The organism is Oceanimonas marisflavi (assembly GCF_003049725.1).
GTDB classification, from domain to species: Bacteria; Pseudomonadota; Gammaproteobacteria; order Enterobacterales; family Aeromonadaceae; genus Oceanimonas; species Oceanimonas marisflavi.
In genome coordinates this window covers 1-18956 of the sequence record NZ_QAGM01000018.1, presented here as the reverse complement: position 1 = coordinate 18956, position 18956 = coordinate 1, and the positions used below count along the sequence as shown (strand labels likewise).

The following is an 18956-nucleotide window of genomic DNA, read 5'->3' as shown; positions in this document are numbered from 1 at the left end:
ACTTACTTTTAGTGCACATGGAGGTGGCTATGAAAGCCTTATTGGGAAGCGTTTTAGGATTAACCCTGTTGGCGGCCACCGGCCCCGTTATGGCCGGTGGCAGCCTGAACGAACCGGGCAACGAAATGCAGCTGCCCATTCATAAATCCCGCTCACTCTTGCTCGACCGGCCCGCCAGCCGCGTGTCGGTGGGTAATCCTGCCATTGCCGACGTGCTGGTGTTGCAGGATCGTGAACTGTATCTGGTGGGCAAATCCCTCGGCCATACCAATCTGATGGTATGGGACATGAACGACAACCTTATGCAGGTATACGACATTGAAGTAAGCCATGATCTGCAGGGGTTAAAAGAGCGGCTTTACCGTTTTCTGCCCAACGAACCCATTCAGGTACACACATCACAGGGGCAGCTGGTGGTGAGTGGTGAAGTCTCCAATCTTGATCGTCTTAATGCCGCCTATGATCTGACCCGGGGCTACGTGGTGGCCGCCGAAGGGGGCACAGCCCGCTCCGAAGTCATGAACATGATGAGCGTGGGTGGTGGCCAGCAGGTGATGCTGGAAGTCACCGTGGCCGAGGTGGCCCGGGACACTTCACGCAGCTGGGAGTCGGCCTTTGAACTGCTGGAAAGCTCCGGCAACTGGGGTTTTTCCCTGCTGCGTGACAGCGTGGGCCAGCTGGCCGCCTTTGGTAGCAATACCGTGATTGGGAGCTTTGCCAGCGCCGACACCGTATTTAACGTGGCGCTGGATCTGGCCAAAACCCGCGGTCTGGCCAGGGTACTGGCCGAGCCGCGCATTACCGCCATCAGCGGTCAGTCCGCCGAGTTTCTCTCCGGCGGAGAGTTTCCGGTACCTGTGCCGACTGAGGATGGTGTTGCCGTGGAATTCAAGGAGTTTGGTGTGGGGCTTAAATTCACGCCGGTAGTGCTGAGCAGCGGCAAAATCAACCTTAACCTCAATGTTGCCGTGAGTGAGCCTGTGGTAGCCAACTCGGCCAACGTACCTCTGTTTGGCGATATTACCGCCCTCAGCAAGCGCAGCGCCGGCACCACGGTGGAGCTGGGCGATGGTCAGACCATCAGTATTGCCGGCCTGCTCAGCGAAAACAGCCGGGAGCAGGTAAGCCAGCTGCCCTTTGCCGGTGATATTCCCGTGCTTGGCAACCTCTTTACCAGCCGCAGCTTTGCCAAGGGGGAATCCGAGCTGGTGATTATGGTCACGCCTCGCCTGGTGAGGCCCTTTAATAAGCAGCAGGTTACCCTGCCCACCGATGGTTTTGTTGAGCCCAACGATCTCGAGTTTTATCTGCTGGGCAGAATGTCGGAACGTTCTCGCGCAGACAGCGATGTTTCTGGCTCAAGCCAGAGCGGTAACACTGGCGCCAATCCGGCAATGAGCGAGGGTGGCATGGAACAAACCTATGGTCAGTCGCTCTAGTGGAACAAGTCGCCAAACAAGGAGAGTTACCATGAAACAGTTATTGTTCACCCTGCTGGCAGCCGGTGTGCTTACTGGCTGTGCCAGTGAACGCTACTACGGCTTTGACATGGGTCAGGATACTCAGAGTCTCGACACACTACAGGTGCTGGATCCCGGTGCCGCCGTCCGTAACGATGGCAAGCTGGCCGCGCTCACGCTGAACGGTGAATACGGCGTGTCGTTGCACGACAAATATGTGAAAGGCGCCGAGGCCCCGGCCGAAGGCAAAACCCAGGTCACTCTGAACTTTGGTAATTAAGGAGTAACGCCATGAAAGCGCTGCCACACCACAACAAACAGAAAGGCGCCGTACTGGTTCTGGTGACGGTAGCGCTGTTTACCCTGCTTGGCTTTACCGCCCTGGCCCTGGATGGAGGGTATCTTATTCTTAACAAGACCCGGGTACAGGACGCGGTGGACTCGGCAGCATTGAGTGGTGCCAGAACTTTGGCTGATGGTAAAACTCAAGCTGAGGCCGAACAGGCGGTGATTGATACCTTGACAGAGGTATTTACCGGAAGCGGATTTGAGACTGTCAATATAGATACCAGCCAGTTGAGCTCTCTGGTTACCATAGATTTTTCTGATGCTCCGGTTCCTTTTACTCCGGGCTCGCCCACTGGAGAGTACATCAGGGTGACTTTGAACACGGTTCCGGTTGATCAGTTTTTTTCCCAGTTGTTAATTGATACCTGGCAGGTTTCTGCAGCAGGTGTGGCAGGCACAGTTTATATTGATGATCCTGATACCGAAGGCATGTTTCCTTTATTGCTGTGTGCCGCAGACTTTGATAGTTCAAATGACTTTGGATTTCGTGCTTATGACCCACTTGACGTTGATGATCCTACACCCATCGGCGATATTCTGGTGATCAAGGCACCAAGCCATACTTGGTCGGGCAGTCCAGGCAATTTTCTGGCTCTGGACTTTGACGGTAATGGTGCCAGTGATCTGGGGAAATTTCTTGCCGGTGACTGCCTGAGATATGATGGCAATGGTGATTTGGTAGACCACTGTAGTTATAGTGATGGAGATGAAATCTATACTGAAACTGGCAATATGCCAAACAAGGTTGCATGGGGAATAAATACACGATTCAATAAGTATTCGGGTGACCTGCGAAATGATAAGCCCGGCGTTCCTTATTCAGATCCGGCAAATATGACTCAAGCATATTATCCAGACTGTAATCAGTCGGCTAATGCGCCGATAAAACTTGATCCTGCCAATTTTGTTCCGGTGTCAACTTCGTCTGGAGCAACATACAGTAAGCTATCATCCGAGGATGTTGGTAAGTTGCAAACGTATTCCGATTATATTAGTGGTTCAGAGAGTAGTCCTATCGGTGTTCAAGGGAGAGATGTGTGCGTTGATAACAGAAGAGTTGTATGGGTGCCAACAGCCAACTGTGCGGGGTTATCACCGGGTAAGTCTCCTACAGAAATAAAACTGGCTTGTATGTATTTGCCTCAGGAAGTGACCAAGGAAAAAGGTGCTGGCAATACCCAGTACATCATGGCCGAATTGCTTGAAACACAACATTGTCCTCCAAGATCGGGTGATCAACCTACACCGGGTACCAGTGGTTACAAAAAGATAGTTTTATTCAAGCATGACACTCGTGGAGACGCATAATGAATAATCTGTCACGACAAAAAGGACTGGCAGCTGTTGAAGCAACAATAGTCATGCCCGTGCTGCTATTGATGATAATGGCTGTAGGCGAGTTTGGAAGGGCTCTGTACCAATACAACACTTTGACCAAGTCAGTGCGCGCAGGGGCTGGTTTTTTTGCAGAGCACCCTGGCCCGGTGAACATTGATAAAACGAAAAGAGTGGTTGTTTATGGTAAGGATGACGCTTCGGGAGACTCTGTACTTCCTGGGTTGGATGTAAGTGATGTAACTGTGGGATCCTCAGTGGTAAATGGGGACATTTATATTGTGGTGAGCGCAGTATATAACTGGACACCTGTGTGGGGAGATACCTTTAATACCTTTGTTGCGGGTAGCTTATCACTGGATTTCCCTTTGGTAACCAGTGTGACAATGAGGTCGCTGGAATGAAATCTTTTACATCAAAGCACGAGGAGGGAACAACAACGGTTGAGTTTGCCATTGTAGGCTCTGTTGTTTTTCTGGTGCTTTTTTCGTTAATTGAAGTTGGTCGAATCATCTATACTTGGAATGCACTAAATGAAGTGGCAAGGCTGTCAGCAAGGCTGGCAACGGTCTGTTCTGTTGATGATGTGAATAATGGTGTTGTTTCAGACATGGTGGTAAACCAGTGGCAGGGTAATGCCATTAACCTCCAGCAATCAAATCTGCAGTTCTCGTACCTTAATGAGGATGGCAGTGCCGCTGTCCCTGAAGTGAGTGCCAGCCTGGTAGAAAGCAGAATAGTGAACTATCAGTATAATATGATACTGCCATTACCTGTTAATCTTTCGCAGTGGGCTCCCGCATTTTCTACCACCTTAAGAGCTGAAAGCCTGGGTGTAACCATTAATGGAAAGGTGAAGTGTAACCCTGATGGTGGAGCAAGCTTATGACAGACGCCAAAATAGTTGAACTGGAGCGGGAAGGGCTGCAGGCCATGCCCGCCCTTTCCTGTCCGTTGCAGCTGAATGTAATGGATCCCGATGAGCGGTTGTGGCCCCTGCTCAAGGTCAGGCTGCACAACAGCAGTCAGTTGCAGCTGAAAAGGCTCAGCGATCAGGACTTCTTGCCCAAGGGCGATCGTCAGGTACTGCTGATGGTGGATCATCCGCTGCTGGCGCCGGTATACGACGAGCTGGAGCGCAAGGCCGGAGAAAGCCGTAGTTTGATTTTTGTGGGCGATGCTCAAAATACTGGCCTGGTGCGCCGGGCTATGCGCATGGGGGCTGCCGACTTCTTGCCATCAGACAGTGAGCTCGTTGAACTCTGGTCGGCACTGGTTCGTATTTCCGCCCGGGTGTCCGCCAGTGTCAGCCTGGCGCCGGTCACCGTAGTCATAAATGGCAAGGGGGGCTCGGGGGCCAGTTTTGTCTGTGCCAACCTGGGTCATTCATTTCGGGATGAAGATGAAAAAGTGCTGTTGCTGGATGCCAGCCGCCACTATGGCTCTCTGGCAGATTATCTCAATATTCGTGAGAAACAGGGGGGATTACATGATGCCCTGCAGCGTGCCGGTGAAATGGATGCCATGGCATTGGCGGGTATGGTCAGCAAGGCCCGGGATGGCATGGATGTGATGCCAGCCTCCGTGTTGCCCCTGCACGATGAAAATGCCGTTACCGCCCGGCAGTGTGCCCAGTTGCTGCACCTGATTCGGGGACAGTATCAGCGGGTGGTCGTCGACATGTCCCGTGGGCCCGAGGCCTGGAACCTGCCGCTGCTGGAAAACGCGGAGCAGGTGCTGGTGGTGATGCAGCAAAGCCTGAGCGCTCTGCGCGAAACCATTTTTCTGCTGCGGCAGCTGCGCCATGAGCTGGGCATTGGCAAGGAGCGCATTTTGCTGCTGGTGAACCGTTACGACAAGAAAAAGGACGTGTCGTTGCAGGAAATAGAAAAGGCCACAGAAATAAAGCGCATTGTCACTCTGGTCAATGACTTTGCCATGGCAGAAACCTGTACCGATCTGGGACGGCTGGTGGCAGAAGAAAAACGCAATCACAAGCTGGTGGATGGTTTTAGCCACCTTGCTCAGGCGCTCCGGCTTGGCAAGGAACGGGACGAAAAGCCGGGCTTGTTTAAACGACTGTTCGGTCACTGACCGGACCTAGGGGGTCACGGATGAACCTTGAAGATTATATTCTCAGCCAGGAAGAAGAAGGCCATAAACAGCGTTTGCACGGCAAGCTGATGGACATGCTTGATTTACCCATGTTGCAGACCATTTCCAGGGAGCAGGCATCGGAACAGATTGAACGGCTGTGTCATCAGCTGATGCAGGATTCGCCGGTACCGCTTTCCATGAGTTCGCGCCAGAAAATTGTGCAGCAAATTCTTGACGAGGTGCTGGGCCTGGGGCCACTGGAGCCGCTGCTGGCCGATGCCGGCATTGCCGACATCATGGTAAACGGCGCCAAAAGCATTTATGTGGAGCGCCGGGGCCGCATTGAGCGGGTGCCGCTGACCTTTCGGGACGATGAACATTTGATGGGGGTGATTGAGCGCATTGTATCCAGCGTGGGGCGGCGTATTGACGAGCTCTCGCCCATGGTGGACGCCCGCCTGAAAGACGGCTCCCGGGTGAACGCCATTATTCCGCCACTGGCGCTGAACGGACCGACCGTGTCCATTCGCCGCTTTACCGTGGAAAAACTGGCCATCGATACCCTGATTGACTTTGGCACCATTACTCCGGCCATTGCCCAGGTAATGGAGGCGGTAGTGAAGGGCAAGCTCAATATTCTTATCTCGGGTGGTACCGGTACCGGTAAAACCACCTTTCTTAATATTCTCTCGAGCTTTATTCCGTCCAATCAGCGCATTATTACGGTGGAAGACTCCGCCGAGCTGCAGTTGCAGCAGCCCCATGTGGTCCAGCTGGAAAGCCGCCCCGCCAATATTGAAGGGCGCGGCGAGGTCGGCCTGCGGGATCTGGTGAAAAACACCCTGCGTATGCGGCCCGATCGTATTGTGGTGGGGGAAGTGCGTGGCGCCGAGGCCTTTGACATGCTCACCGCCATGAATACCGGCCACGAAGGCTCGCTCACCACAGTGCACGCCAACACGCCCCGTGATGCCCTCAGCCGGCTCGAGAACATGGTGTCCATGACCGGCTTCGACATGCCGGTAAAAAACATACGTACCCAGGTGGCCTCGGCACTGGATCTGATTATTCAGTTGGAGCGTCAGGAAGATGGTCGCCGGCGCATGATCAGCATGCAGGAAGTACACGGCATGGAAGGCGAGACCATCACCATGTCGGAAATCTTTACCTTTGAGCGTACCGGCATCGACGCCGAGGGCAATGTGCAGGGGCGTCACAAGGCCACCGGGGTCATGCCCAACTTTTATGATCGTCTGGCCCGCCGGGGCATGGTGCTGCCCCGCAGCCTGTTTGGTGATGATGATCTGCACAAGGGCATATTCTGAGGGGAGGCATTATGAGCAGCAATACCCTGATCTTTCTGGCGCTGGTGGGGCTGGCGGTGGTGTGCCTGAGCATGGCGCTGTTTGTGCCCATCAGCCAACCGCGGCTTAAATACTCCGCCATGCTCAAGCGTCGGGTGCAGGCGCTGGCGGATGAGAACCGTGAACAGGCCCAGGCCTCGATTTTCCGTACCAAGAAGCTGGATGCCCTGTCACCAGCCATGCGCCGTATTGAAACTCTGCCCCTGATGGAGCGGGTGGCGTTTTCCCTGGAGCTGGCAGGCTCAAAACGCTATGCGTATCAGCTGGTGTTGATGGTGGGCGCCATTACCCTGGTGCTGGTGGTGGGCAGCTGGTGGTGGCTGCACAATATCTGGATCAGTCTCATTATGCTGGCAGTGCCGTCGCTGATTGCCTGGTTCAAGCTCAAGCGTAGCTATCTGAACCGGCTGGCGCTGTATGAGCAGCAGATGCCGGAAGCCCTGGACATTATGAAGCGGGGCCTGCAGGCGGGCTATTCCTTTGCCGACACCATCAAGCTTATCAGCGAGCAGATGCCCAACCCCATTGGCCGGGAATTTGCCCTGGTGTTTGCCGATATCAATTACCGCAAGGATGTGCGCAAGGCCATGACCGGTCTGCTGGAGCGGGTACCCAGCATTTCCAACATGGCCCTGGTCAGCGCCGTGCAGGTACAGCGGGAAACCGGCGGTAATCTGGTGGAAAACATCGACAAGCTGGCGAAGATCATTCGGGATCGCTTCAAGTTTAACCGTCAGCTGCGCACACTCTCCGCCGAAGGGCGCATGTCGGGCTGGATCCTGGTGCTGACTCCATTTGCTTTGTTTGCGTTAATCTTTGTGACCACGCCCGGTTACATTACCGAGCTGGTGAACACACCAGAAGGTAACCGTCTGTTGATCATGGGGGCGATAGGCATGGCGCTGGGTACCTGGTGGATTAGCAAAATTATCAAGATAGAGGTGTGATTATGGACACGCTCAATCAGGTGTTGGGCCAGGTGCTGGCCGATCCGCAAATGCGCCAGTGGGTATTGGTAGGCGTGGTGGGCCTGAGTGCCGTTACCCTGTTTTGGGGACTGAGTCTGGTGGCCAGTGGGGTGACCAGTCCTTACCGGCGTCAGCTGAAGGAAATTCAGCAGGAGGTCGATGAAAACGAAGAGTCGCTGGAACAACGGCTGGTGATTGCCCGGGAGCGGGGCAGCGGCTTTAACGGCCATCGCATTCGTACCCTGCTGGTGCATGCGGGCTTTCAGAAAAACTCGGCCTACCGGGTGTTTAACGGCATTCGGGTGATGGTGGTGCTGGTTGCTCTGCTGGTGACTTTTGTGGCGCTCAATATGGCGACTCAGCTACCTCTGAATGGCATTTTGCTGGTGTTAGTGGGGGTGGGATATGTGGCCTACGTGTTACCGGTGTTTATTCTGGAGCGCCTGGCCAATAAGCGAATGACCCAAATGAAGCTGTCTATGCCCGATGCCCTTGATCTGCTGGTGGTCTGTACCGAGGCGGGGCTGGGCTTCAAGGCGGCATTGCAGCGGGTGGCTCAGGAAGTAAGCATGAGCCATGAGGAGCTGGCCGAGGAGCTGAACCTGATTTCCGCAAAGCTCAGGGCGGGGTTCAGCATGCAGCAGGCCTTTGACGAGTTTATTTTGCGTACCGGGCTGGAAGACTTTAAAAGCCTGAGTGTGGCCATTAATCAGAGTATTCATCTGGGCACCAGCATTGCCGAAACCCTGCGGGTGTATGCCGATGAGTATCGCATCAAGCGCAAGCAGGAAGCGGAAGAAATGGCGGCCAAGGTGGGCACCAAGATGATTTTTCCGCTGGTTATACTTATCTGGCCATCGTTCTTTATCGTGGCGGTTGGTCCGGCCCTGATCAAGGTGTTCCGGGTGTTTGGTAATATGTAATGGCTCGAATGGCACACAACGACTAGCATAATAACTACAGTAAACTTTGGCCATGGAACCGGCTTAAGGATAACAAGATGAAATACACTGTATTGGCGCTGGTAACTGTTCTGATGTCCGGCTGCGCGGCCATGTCTGACTCGGAAGAAAATGGACTTTCCTCCATCAAAACCCCGGGGGCAGGGGCCATTAAACCCACCAGCGGCAAGGAAGCACAAATGCTGATTGCCCAGTCGCAAACCGCCGGCGACATTGATGCCATGGTCTATGCCTACACCCAGGCACTGGCATTTCGCGAATTCGACAAGGTAGAACTGTATATCAACATTGCCCGTCTGGAGCACCAGCGTAAGAATAACGCCCGTGCCGAGCAGGCCTATCGCAATGCCTTGCAGGAAGATGCAAAACGGCAGGGCGCAAAAGAAGGGCTGGCCTTGTTGCTGATCGACATGAAGCGTCATCAGGAGGCGGAAACCCTGCTGCTTGAAGTGGTCACAGCCGATCAGGCCCGGCTGGGGAAAGTGTCGGCCGAGACAGGAGATTGCGTCACCAACGCTGAGTCGCCGTGGCGCAGTTACAATGCCCTGGGTCTGTTGTCCGACATTCTCGAACAAGGCCAACAGGCCCGGGAATATTATCGTTGCGCCCTGCAAATTCAGCCCGGTATGGCCATGCTGCATACCAACCTGGGTTTTTCCTATTATCTCGAAAGTGATTATCCTCAGGCAGAGCAGGCCTATACCCGGGCGGTAAATCAGGAGCCCGAATATGAGCGTGCCTGGAGCAATCTGGGGCTGCTCTATTATCGTTGGGGGAGGCAGTCGGAAGCATTGATGGCCCTGCGAAAAATCATGTCTCAGGCCGAGGCGCTCAACGATCTGGGCTATATCGCCATGATGGAAGGCGAATACGACATTGCTACCAGCCTGTTTCAGCGGGCCATTGATGCCTCGCCCCGTTATTACCCCAAGGCGGTGGATAATCTGAACCAGGCCAGGTCCATGCAATCGGCCAATAATCGCCGATAGCAATGTCGGGACGAGTCCCAACATTTAACGGCTACCTGATAATGGATTTAACTGATGCACCTTTACAGCTTCTTCAACAGCTCCACCTCGTACCGGGTGCGCATTGCCCTGGCGATCAAGGGGGTGAAGGCCGATTACAAGGGCATAGATCTGAGGGCCGGAGAGCAGCGCAGTGAGGATTACCGGGCACTGAACCCGGCCGCGGGTGTGCCCTGGCTGGTGGACGATCAGGGTAACGGCCTGGGCCAGTCTCTGGCCATTATCGACTATCTTGAGGCCTTGTATCCGGAGCCGCCGCTGCTGCCCGCCGAGCCGCTGCTGCGGGCCCGGACGCTGGAGCTGGCCAACCTGATCGCCTGCGATATTCACCCGGTGAACAATCTGCGGGTTCGTAAATATCTGGCCAATGAACTGGCCCTGAGCGAGGAGCAGCAGGAGCGTTGGTACCGGTACTGGCTGGCCGAGGGCCTGGCGGCGGCCGAAGCCCTGCTGCAGCGCCACGGTTTTGGCGATTACTGCTTTGGCGACACGCCCACGGTCGCCGACTGCTGCCTGGTGCCCCAGGTGGCCAACGGCATTCGCACTAACTGTGATCTGACCCCATACCCCGGAGTGATGGCGGTGTACCACCATTGCCAGCAACAGCCCGCCTTTCAGCAGGCTGCACCGGATCAACAACCAGACTACAAACCTTAAAAAGGGGTCGGAGTCATTTTTCACACACCGTCAGCATGGCAGAGGTAAGCTGGCTCAGCTCTTCCGGTGAGATCACATAGGGCGGCATTATGTAAAATAGCTTGCCAAAGGGGCGTATCCACACTCCCAGCTCCACCAGCCGCTTCTGCACTTCGGCCACGTTTAGTGGCTCCTTCAGTTCAATCACGCCAATGCCACCCAGCACCCGTACGTCGGCGACCGAATCAAGCTTAAGCGCCGGCGCCAGCTCCCGCCGCATTTGCGCTTCAATGGCGGCAATACGCTGCTGCCAGGGAGAGTCCAGCAGCAGTTTTAGGCTTTCCAGCGCCACGGCACAGGCCAGCGGGTTGGCCATAAAGGTGGGGCCGTGCATCAGCACCCCGGCGGGACCGTTGCAGATGGTCTCGGCCACATGCTGTGTGGTAATGGTGGCGGCCATGGTCATGTAGCCGCCGGTGAGCGCCTTGCCGATGCAGATGATGTCCGGTGAAATGCCGGCCCAGTCGCAGGCAAACAGCTTGCCGGTGCGGCCAAAGCCGGTGGCGATTTCATCGGCAATCAGCAGCACGTCGTAGCGATCGCACAGCGCGCGGGCGCCTTTCAGGTAGTCCGGGTGATAAAAGCGCATGCCGCCGGCACCCTGCACCACCGGCTCCAGGATCAGCGCCGCCAGCTCGTGATGATGCTGTTCCAGTACCGTTTCAAGGGCCTGCAGATCGGCCGGGTCAAACTCGCCGTCAAACCGGCTTTGCGGTGTGGGCACAAATACATGTTCGGGCAAAAAGCCTTTGTACAGGCTGTGCATGCCGCCGTTGGGATCGCACACGCTCATGGCGCCAAAGGTATCGCCATGATAGCCCCGGCTGAGTGACGCAAAACGGGTTTTGGGCGTGCCCCGGCCATGCCAGTACTGAATGGCCATTTTCAGCGCCACTTCCACCGACACCGAGCCCGAGTCGGCCAGAAAAAAGCGATCCAGCCCGGTGGGCAGCACGCCAGATAACGCCTTGCACAGCTCAATGGCCGGATCGTGGGTCAGGCCGCCAAACATCACATGGGACATTTTGCCCAGCTGGGCGGTGGCGGCGGCGTTCAACTCGGGCACATTGTATCCGTGCAGGCAGGCCCACCAGGACGACATGCCGTCCACCAGCCGGCGGCCGTCCTTCAGCTGCAAATGCACGCCGCTGGCGCTGGCCACTTCATAGCAGGGCAGGGGACGAGTGAGGGAGGTGTAGGGGTGCCACAGATGGTGCAGGTCAAAGTCTTGATTGGTCATAAAGTGGTCGAATGTAAACTTTGGTGTTGGTTTGTGATTGACAGGCTAACACCGGCCCTTACACTTGGCCAGACGAAACACTTTTACAAACATCAAGCAAAAGGCCTCAGCATGAGCCGTACACCCTGGACCCGCGAGCAGGTGCTCGAACTGTTTGACCGCCCCTTTTTCGACCTGCTGTTTGAAGCGCAGCAGGTGCACAGGGCCAATTTCGACCCCAATGAAGTGCAGGTAAGCACCCTGCTTTCCATCAAGACTGGCGCCTGCCCGGAAGACTGCAAATACTGCCCCCAGAGCGCCCGCTACAACACCGGTCTGGAAACCGAGCGGCTGATGGAAGTGGAAAAGGTGCTGGAGCGGGCCCGCGAGGCCAAGGTAAACGGCTCCAGCCGGTTCTGCATGGGCGCGGCCTGGCGCAACCCCAAAGAGCGCGACATGCCCTATCTGGTGAAAATGGTGCAGGAAGTGAAAGCCATGGGGCTGGAAACCTGCATGACCCTGGGCATGCTCAACGCCGAGCAGGCCGGCCGGCTGGCCGAGGCCGGGCTTGACTATTACAACCACAACCTCGACACCAGCCCCGAGTTCTACGGCGACATCATTACCACCCGCACTTATGCCGACCGGCTCAACACCCTGGAAAACGTGCGTGAAGCGGGCATGAAAGTGTGCTCCGGTGGTATTGTGGGCCTGGGGGAAAGCCCGGAAGACCGCGCCGGCCTGCTGCTGGCCCTGGCCAACCTGCCGCGTCAGCCCGAAAGCGTACCCATCAATATGCTGGTCAAGGTGAAGGGCACGCCCCTGGAAAACCAGGAAGATCTCGACGACTTCGACTTTATCCGCACCATTGCCGTGGCCCGTATTCTGATGCCAAAAAGCCATGTGCGGCTCTCCGCCGGCCGCGAGAAGATGAACGAGCAAATGCAGGCCATGTGCTTTATGGCCGGCGCCAACTCCATCTTTTATGGCTGCAAGCTGCTCACCACCCCCAACCCGGATGAAAACAGCGACATGCAGCTGTTCAAGCGGCTGGGCCTGCGCCCCAGCGGCGCCAGCCAGAAGCCGGACGAAATGGCGGAAATCGAGCTGCACGAGCAGATTGCCGAGCAGAACGCGCCCAAGCCGTTGTATTACGAAGCCTGAACACACAGCTGTAAGCTATCAGCTTTAAGCTGTAAGTCGATGGATGTGGTTTGTGATCAACGTTGTTTGTTCTGCAGAAACTCAGTTGCCTGCGGTGATCATAAATCCCACTCTCGGCACGGGCTGCTGACAGCTTACGGCTTATAGCTTACAGCTGGTTTTAAAATGCCTTTTAATTTGTCTCTTGCCGAGCGCGACGCCGCCGGGCTGAAACGGAGTTTGCCGGTTATCGAGCGGGTGGACGGTCGCTGCCTGTATGCCGGTGGCAAACACTACCTCAACTTTGCCGGCAATGATTATCTGGGCCTGAGCCGGGCTCCCGAGCTGCTGGCCGCCAGTGAGCAGGCGGCGCGGGACTATGGCGTGGGTGCCGTGGCCTCGCCGCTGGTGGTGGGCCATCAGGCCATTCACAGGGAGCTTGAAGCCGAGCTGTGCGACTGGCTGGGACTTGGAGCTGTGATGCTGTTCAGCTCGGGGTTTTCCGCCAATCAGGCGGTTATCAAGGCGCTGCTGGGTAAGGAGCACACCCTGTGGCAGGACAGGCTCAACCATGCCTCCCTGCAGGAAGCCGGCCTGTTAAGCCCGGCGCGCATGGTGCGCTTTGCCCATAACGACATGAATGCGCTGGCAGCCAAGCTCAAGCCCGCCGCCGGGCTGATTGTGTCGGAAGGTGTGTTCAGCATGGACGGCGACACCGCGCCCTGGCCCGGGCTGGTGCGGCTGGCCAGGCAAAGCGGCAACTGGCTGATGATAGACGACGCCCACGGCCTGGGTGTGCTGGGAGAAGAGGGCAGGGGCACACTCGCTGAACAGGGCCTTGCAGCCAGCGATGTGAACGTCTTTATGGGCACTTTTGGCAAGGCGCTGGGAGTCAGCGGCGCCTTTGTGGGCGGTAGCCGGGAGCTGGTGGAATATCTGCACAATTTCGGCCGCAGCTATATCTACAGCACGCACTTGCCGCCACCCCAGGCCGCCGCCGTGCTCGCCGCCGTACGCCTGGTGCGCAAGGCCGACGACAAACGGGCCCACCTGCGCGAGCTGGTGGCGCAGTTTCGTGACGGTGTGTCCGGTCTGCCGCTTACGCTGTTGCCCTCGGCCACCGCCATTCAGCCTCTGGTGGTGGGGGAAGAAGCCGCCACCCTCAGGCTTGCCGCCGCGCTTAAACAACAGGGCCTGTGGACCGGCGCCATTCGTCCGCCCACCGTGCCCAAAGGCTCGGCCCGGCTGCGCATTACCCTGAGCGCCGCCCACACTCAGGCAGACGTGCAGCGGCTGATTGATGCCCTGCACAGTGCTTTGTAGGCCCGGCTTCAGCCGGGCAAGCCGGCCAGCAGGCGATGCCATTGCCCCAATAAATTGGGGCCTACAAAACAACGTCACTCCCGCGAAGGCGGGAGTCCAGGGCCGTATGAACTTGAGTACACAACCGCCTGCAGAATAGATTCCGGCTCGAAGGCCGGAATGACCTTACTTACAGCTGACAGCTTATGGCTTATAGCTGATTTCCGGAGAACCCCATGCAACAGGTCGACAAACACAGAGTGGCCGCCGCCTTCAGCCGGGCGGCTACCAGCTACGACCGTCATAACGCCCTGCAGCGGCGCAGCGGCGAGGCGCTGCTGACATATCTGCCGGCGTGGGCACATACCGGGCTGGATCTGGGTTGTGGCAGCGGCTGGTTTGCCCCCATGCTGAAACAGCGGGCACAACACTTGCTGGCGCTGGATCTTTCTCCGGCCATGCTGCAACAGGCCGCCACCCGGGCCGACATTATTCCCCTGTGCGCCGACATGGACGCGCCGCCCCTGACCGAGCACAGTCTCGACTTCATTTTTGCCAATTTGTGCATGCAGTGGAGCAACGACACCGCCGCCTGGCTGACTAACTGGAGTGCCCGGCTCAGGCCCGGCGGGGTCATGGTGTTTTCCACTCTGCTGGACGGCAGCCTCGCAGAGCTGGCCGAAAGCTGGCAAGCTCTGGATGATCACGCCCATATCAACCGTTTTATTACTGCGCCGCTGCTGCATGAGCATCTCGCCGCCACCGGCCGGCAGTGGCAACTGCACACCGCCACCGAGCAGCTGTTTTATCCCGAGCTCAAGGGTCTGCTGCTCGATCTCAAGGGCATTGGCGCCAACCAGATTAACGGCCGCCGCCGGACCGGCTTGCTGGGCAGAAACGCCTGGCAGCGGCTTAATCTCATCTATCCTAAAAACCAACAGGGCCACTGTGTGGCCACCTACCGGCTGGCATATGGAGTGATTTATGGCTAAAACCTTTTTTGTAACCGGCACCGACACCGAAGTGGGTAAAACCTTTATTACCCGCGCCCTGATGCGCGCCGCCAAAGAGGCGGGCAAGCAGGTGCTGGGCTACAAACCCGTCGCCTCGGGGTGCGAACTGATAAACGGCAAGCTGAAAAACGAAGACGCCCTTACCCTGCAGGCCGAGTCCAGCATCAAACTGCCCTACGCCATGCACAACCCCTATGCCTTTGCGCCGGCCATTGCTCCGCACATTGCCGCCGAGCAGGCGGGCGAGGTAATTGCGTTGCCCTGCATAGCCGAGGGCCTGACCCGGCTCAGGGAAACCACCGCCGACTGGATTTTTGCCGAAGGGGCCGGCGGCTGGCGCCTGCCACTGGGTCAGGGACATTTTCTTTCCGACTGGGTAAAAAAGGAGCACCTGCCGGTGATCCTGGTGGTGGGCGCCCGGCTGGGCTGCATTAACCACGCCCTGCTCAGCCTGGAAGCCATTCGTCACGACGGCCTGGTGGTGGCCGGCTGGGTGCTGAACCGGGTGGATGAACACATGAGCCACTATGAAGAAAACGCCGCCACCCTCAAGCAACTCATTCATGCTCCTTTTTTGGGCGAGATGCCCAGGCTCACCGAGGAGGAAGCCGAAACCGCCGAGGGCTTTATTGATTTGGCTCCGCTGCTTAAATAATTCATCATGGTCATCTTGAAATTCCCGTAACCGGACATATTATGTCTGGAGTTCCCTGATGTAAGGATAAGGTTATGAAACGCGTACTGTTGTTTATTGCCACCAACCTGGCCGTGGTGCTGGTGCTGGGTGTGGTACTGAACATAGTGTTTTCGGTATTGGGCATTGATCGCAGCAGCGTGGGTGGTTTGCTGGTGTTCTGTGCCGTGTTCGGTTTTGGCGGCGCCACCATTTCGCTGCTGATATCCAAGTGGATGGCCAAGCGCAGCTATGGCGTGCAGGTGATTGAACAGCCCCGCAACGAAATGGAGCACTGGCTGGTTAGCACGGTGCAGCGTCAGGCCCAGCAGGCCGGCATTGGCATGCCCGAAGTGGGCATTTACGACTCCCCCGACATGAACGCCTTTGCCACCGGCGCCAGCCGCAACAGCTCGCTGGTGGCGGTGTCTACCGGCCTGATGTACAGCATGAGCCGGGACGAAGCCGAGGCCGTGCTGGCCCACGAGGTGAGCCACATTGCCAATGGCGACATGGTCACCCTCACCCTCATTCAGGGCGTGGTCAACACCTTTGTGATGTTCTTCGCCCGCATTGTGGCCGATGTGATCAGCAACTTTCTCAGCAGCGATGAAGAGGAAGAAGGCGGCGGCATGGGTGGCATTGCCTACTTCGTGACCGTGATGATCCTGGAGCTGCTGTTCGGCATTCTGGCCTCCATTATCGTGATGTGGTTCAGCCGTCAGCGCGAATACCGTGCCGACGAAGGCGGCGCCCGCCTGGCTGGCCGCGACAAGATGGTGGCTGCCCTCGAGCGTCTGCGCCACGGCCACGAGTCCCAGCTGGAAGGCTCCCTCGCGGCCTTTGGCATCAACGGCAAGCAACAGAGCGAGCTGTTTATGAGCCACCCGCCGCTGGAAAAACGCATTCAGGTGCTGCGCGAACACCGTTAATAGTTGCAATAACCCTGTAGTTTGGTCTCTTTTTAACCCCGGCTTGCCGGGGTTTTTTTATAAGCGGTTCGCTGCATTTTGCGTGTCGGTATTTTCATTTTTGCACAGTGGCTCTTGTTATTTCCGTGCCAAATGCTTTTAATGGCGAAAAACAAAAAGCACGAACGCCATGATAAAAACCGAACGCCGTCGCCGTTACTGGCTGGCAGAGCTGATCGCCTGCTGGGAAGGCCGGTTCACCACCAGTTACTTGCGGCAGTTTTTTGGCCTGAGCCGGCAGCAGGCCAGCAAGGATATTAATCAATATCAGCAGGAGCATGCCGGTAACCTGGAATATTGCGCGTCTCGCAGAGGCTATGTGCCTTCCGCCAGCTTTAATCCTGTTTATATCTCCGGTGACGTGGCTGAATATCTCAACTGGATGACCGGCCAGAGCGCCCACGCCATGCCCAACGCTCCGGGCTACCGGCTGGAACATGCCATTCTGCTGCCGCCGGCCAGAAACGTGTCTCCGCAGGTAATCCGCCCCCTGGTGCGAGCCCTTCGCCAGGGCGAACGGCTGGATGTGGATTACGGCGCCGTAAGCAGCTGTGAGCGTGACGGCCGCATTATTGTACCGGTACGTTTTGTGAATACCGGTAGCCGCTGGCATCTGCGGGCCTGCTGTGAAAAAGCACAAAACTACCGTGACTTTGTGCTCAGCCGCTTTCACGGCACGCCAATACCGGAAGGCAAACAGCTGGCACCGCTGCCTCCCGATACTGGCTGGAATACACAGATTACTCTCATCATCATTCCCGATCCGCGTTTACTTCCTGAGCAACAACAAGCCCTGATACATGACTACGCCATGCAACATGGTCAGCTGAAAATCAACACCCGCGCCGCTCTTGCTGGTTATTTAGTCAGAGAAATGCAGATAAACACCAAAATGCTCGACATCAACCCCGCCGCCCAACAGCTGATCCTCGCCAATTACGAGGAGGTGAAGGAGTGGTTGTTTTGAGCAGACCTGTAAAGTGAGGCGACATGTGTTTTTGCACAGGATTGGCTTAAGGGCCGGAATGCACCAAAGTAAGCGCAGCAAACAAAAGGAAAACAGAATGAATGCCAGTTATTTTCTGTATTGGGGCAAGGCCAGTAAGGATGAAAAAGAGTCCGGAGCAGACTATCACTTGTTGCCTTATCACTGCCTCGATGTAGCAGCAGTGGGCTGGTGGCTGCTGGATGAACACGATCCGCTGACCAGAAGCCTGGCGGCATTCCTCAATATTTCTCCTGCGCAACTGAGGTTGCTGTTTACCTTTTTTCTCATGCTGCACGACCTTGGCAAGTTTGCATCGGCATTTCAGAATTTGGCTGACTTCCCAGATTCTCCGCTGGTTAACTATCAGCCAAGGTTTGGCTATGACAGCCGTCAGGCCAGGCACGACAGGCTGGGTTATTTTTTCTGGTTGCAGGCCAGCCGGGTCAGGCATTTATCAGGTACCGAGCTTGGACTTAAGCAAACTGATCTCACCCAAGTCAGTCCGGCTCTGGACAGCCTGAACGCCATGTTTGATGTGGTCTTTGGCCACCATGGTTACCCCATTAATCGGAGTAACCAGCCGAGGGCGATGAAAAACTACTGTCATGAGGAAAATATCAGCGCCGCCTGTGACTTTATTCGGGACTGTGCGGCATTGCTGCAAGTTGAGTGGCCGGAGCAGCAAATGGCCGATAAAGAGTGGCTGACTCGCTTTCGGCAGGTGAGCTGGCACTTATCCGGCTTGGCTATTTTAAGTGACTGGATTGGCTCCGACACAACCCATTTTGAGTACCAAACCGGTGGTTATACGCTCGATGAGTATTGGCCTGTTGCACAGGACAAAGCCCGGCAAGCACTGGCGGCAACGGAGCTGAACCAGCCTGTTAGTGTGCAACCGTTTATCTCTATTAAGTCTCATTTTGGTTTTGAACCTACTCCCTTGCAGGCATGGGCAGAATCGGTGTCTCTGGCTGCCGGCCCCCAGTTATTCATTCTTGAAGACGTGACTGGCGCTGGCAAAACAGAGGCGGCACTGGCGCTGACCCATCGATTGTTGCAGCAGGGTGAAGCTGATGGTTTTTATTTTGGTTTGCCCACCATGGCGACTTCCAATGCCATGTTTTCCCGCGTAGCTGGCCATTATCTGCAGATGTTATCGGTGCAAGGCAGCCGCCCCAGCATAGTGCTGGCCCATGGTGCCCGAGAAATGAACGAGCAATTTCAGGAAGCCTTGCTCCCCGCTGATAAAGCCGGAACTTCTTAGAACCTGTTTACGATCTCCGTAATAGCAAAACCAAAAATGCCAAGTGGATGAACTGCAAGCTCGTATTGAGCTTGCGCTCGCAGTTCTTCCACAGCCTCCGACACTTCTCCAGCCAAGCAAATGAG

At 56.3% G+C, this 18956-nt stretch carries 19 protein-coding genes and 1 pseudogene; 18 read left to right on the top strand and 2 right to left on the bottom strand.

Annotated features, from left to right (window positions below; genetic code table 11):
- The first annotated feature begins 29 nt into the window (after positions 1 to 29).
- The 11 genes from DA373_RS11680 (at position 30) to maiA (ending at position 10219) form a co-directional block, all read left to right on the top strand.
- The gene (locus DA373_RS11680; protein WP_107852492.1) at positions 30 to 1439 is read left to right on the top strand and encodes a type II and III secretion system protein family protein; all 1410 of its coding nucleotides are present in this window, start codon (positions 30 to 32) and stop codon (positions 1437 to 1439) included.
- A 31-nt stretch (positions 1440 to 1470) separates the two neighbouring features.
- The gene (locus DA373_RS11675; protein WP_107852491.1) at positions 1471 to 1740 is read left to right on the top strand and encodes an addiction module component; all 270 of its coding nucleotides are present in this window, start codon (positions 1471 to 1473) and stop codon (positions 1738 to 1740) included.
- Positions 1741 to 1751: 11 nt separating this feature from the next.
- Complete coding sequence (locus tag DA373_RS11670; protein WP_107852490.1) at positions 1752 to 3116, top strand: Tad domain-containing protein; 1365 nt, start codon at positions 1752 to 1754, stop codon at positions 3114 to 3116.
- Positions 3116 to 3547: a TadE/TadG family type IV pilus assembly protein gene (locus DA373_RS11665; protein ID WP_107852489.1), complete on the top strand. Its 432-nt coding sequence runs from the start codon at positions 3116 to 3118 to the stop codon at positions 3545 to 3547. Before DA373_RS11670 ends, DA373_RS11665 begins: the two co-directional genes overlap by 1 nt.
- The gene (locus DA373_RS11660) at positions 3544 to 4032 is read left to right on the top strand and encodes a TadE/TadG family type IV pilus assembly protein (protein WP_107852488.1); all 489 of its coding nucleotides are present in this window, start codon (positions 3544 to 3546) and stop codon (positions 4030 to 4032) included. The genes DA373_RS11665 and DA373_RS11660 overlap by 4 nt, the downstream gene beginning before the upstream one ends.
- Complete coding sequence (locus tag DA373_RS11655; protein ID WP_107852487.1) at positions 4029 to 5237, top strand: AAA family ATPase; 1209 nt, start codon at positions 4029 to 4031, stop codon at positions 5235 to 5237. Before DA373_RS11660 ends, DA373_RS11655 begins: the two co-directional genes overlap by 4 nt.
- A gap of 20 nt (positions 5238 to 5257) precedes the next feature.
- Positions 5258 to 6565, top strand: a complete 1308-nt coding sequence (locus DA373_RS11650) for a CpaF family protein (protein ID WP_107852486.1) — start codon at positions 5258 to 5260, stop codon at positions 6563 to 6565.
- Between the two features lie 11 nt (positions 6566 to 6576).
- Positions 6577 to 7551 (top strand): type II secretion system F family protein, encoded by a 975-nt coding sequence (locus tag DA373_RS11645; RefSeq protein ID WP_107852485.1) that lies wholly within the window; start codon positions 6577 to 6579, stop codon positions 7549 to 7551.
- 2 nt (positions 7552 to 7553) lie between these two features.
- Positions 7554 to 8495: a type II secretion system F family protein gene (locus tag DA373_RS11640; RefSeq protein ID WP_107852484.1), complete on the top strand. Its 942-nt coding sequence runs from the start codon at positions 7554 to 7556 to the stop codon at positions 8493 to 8495.
- Between the two features lie 77 nt (positions 8496 to 8572).
- A complete protein-coding gene (locus DA373_RS11635) occupies positions 8573 to 9523 on the top strand; it encodes a tetratricopeptide repeat protein (RefSeq protein ID WP_107852483.1) in 951 nt (316 codons plus the stop codon).
- Between the two features lie 54 nt (positions 9524 to 9577).
- A complete protein-coding gene (gene maiA / locus DA373_RS11630; protein ID WP_107852482.1) occupies positions 9578 to 10219 on the top strand; it encodes a maleylacetoacetate isomerase in 642 nt (213 codons plus the stop codon).
- A gap of 13 nt (positions 10220 to 10232) precedes the next feature.
- Here maiA and bioA read toward each other — a convergent pair whose 3' ends face one another.
- Positions 10233 to 11498: an adenosylmethionine--8-amino-7-oxononanoate transaminase gene (bioA, locus tag DA373_RS11625; protein WP_107852481.1), complete on the bottom strand. Its 1266-nt coding sequence runs from the start codon at positions 11496 to 11498 to the stop codon at positions 10233 to 10235.
- A 111-nt stretch (positions 11499 to 11609) separates the two neighbouring features.
- Between bioA and bioB the strand changes: the two genes are divergently transcribed.
- The 7 genes from bioB (at position 11610) to DA373_RS11590 (ending at position 18831) form a co-directional block, all read left to right on the top strand.
- Complete coding sequence (gene bioB / locus DA373_RS11620; RefSeq protein ID WP_107852480.1) at positions 11610 to 12641, top strand: biotin synthase BioB; 1032 nt, start codon at positions 11610 to 11612, stop codon at positions 12639 to 12641.
- Positions 12642 to 12806: 165 nt separating this feature from the next.
- Positions 12807 to 13943 carry an 8-amino-7-oxononanoate synthase gene (gene bioF / locus DA373_RS11615; protein ID WP_107852479.1) on the top strand — a complete coding sequence of 379 codons (1137 nt, stop codon included), beginning with the start codon at positions 12807 to 12809 and terminating at the stop codon, positions 13941 to 13943.
- Between the two features lie 215 nt (positions 13944 to 14158).
- The gene (locus DA373_RS11610; RefSeq protein ID WP_107852478.1) at positions 14159 to 14914 is read left to right on the top strand and encodes a methyltransferase domain-containing protein; all 756 of its coding nucleotides are present in this window, start codon (positions 14159 to 14161) and stop codon (positions 14912 to 14914) included.
- A complete protein-coding gene (gene bioD, locus DA373_RS11605) occupies positions 14907 to 15590 on the top strand; it encodes a dethiobiotin synthase (protein ID WP_107852477.1) in 684 nt (227 codons plus the stop codon). Before DA373_RS11610 ends, bioD begins: the two co-directional genes overlap by 8 nt.
- A gap of 74 nt (positions 15591 to 15664) precedes the next feature.
- Positions 15665 to 16540 (top strand): protease HtpX, encoded by an 876-nt coding sequence (gene htpX, locus DA373_RS11600; protein WP_107852476.1) that lies wholly within the window; start codon positions 15665 to 15667, stop codon positions 16538 to 16540.
- Between the two features lie 169 nt (positions 16541 to 16709).
- Positions 16710 to 17546, top strand: a complete 837-nt coding sequence (locus DA373_RS11595; RefSeq protein ID WP_107852475.1) for a WYL domain-containing protein — start codon at positions 16710 to 16712, stop codon at positions 17544 to 17546.
- A gap of 97 nt (positions 17547 to 17643) precedes the next feature.
- Positions 17644 to 18831: a CRISPR-associated endonuclease Cas3'' gene (locus tag DA373_RS11590; RefSeq protein WP_157953708.1), complete on the top strand. Its 1188-nt coding sequence runs from the start codon at positions 17644 to 17646 to the stop codon at positions 18829 to 18831.
- A gap of 7 nt (positions 18832 to 18838) precedes the next feature.
- On the opposite strand, the pseudogene DA373_RS11585 reads toward DA373_RS11590, so the two are convergent.
- A pseudogene (locus tag DA373_RS11585) lies at positions 18839 to 18956 on the bottom strand (IS5/IS1182 family transposase); the annotation flags it as partial.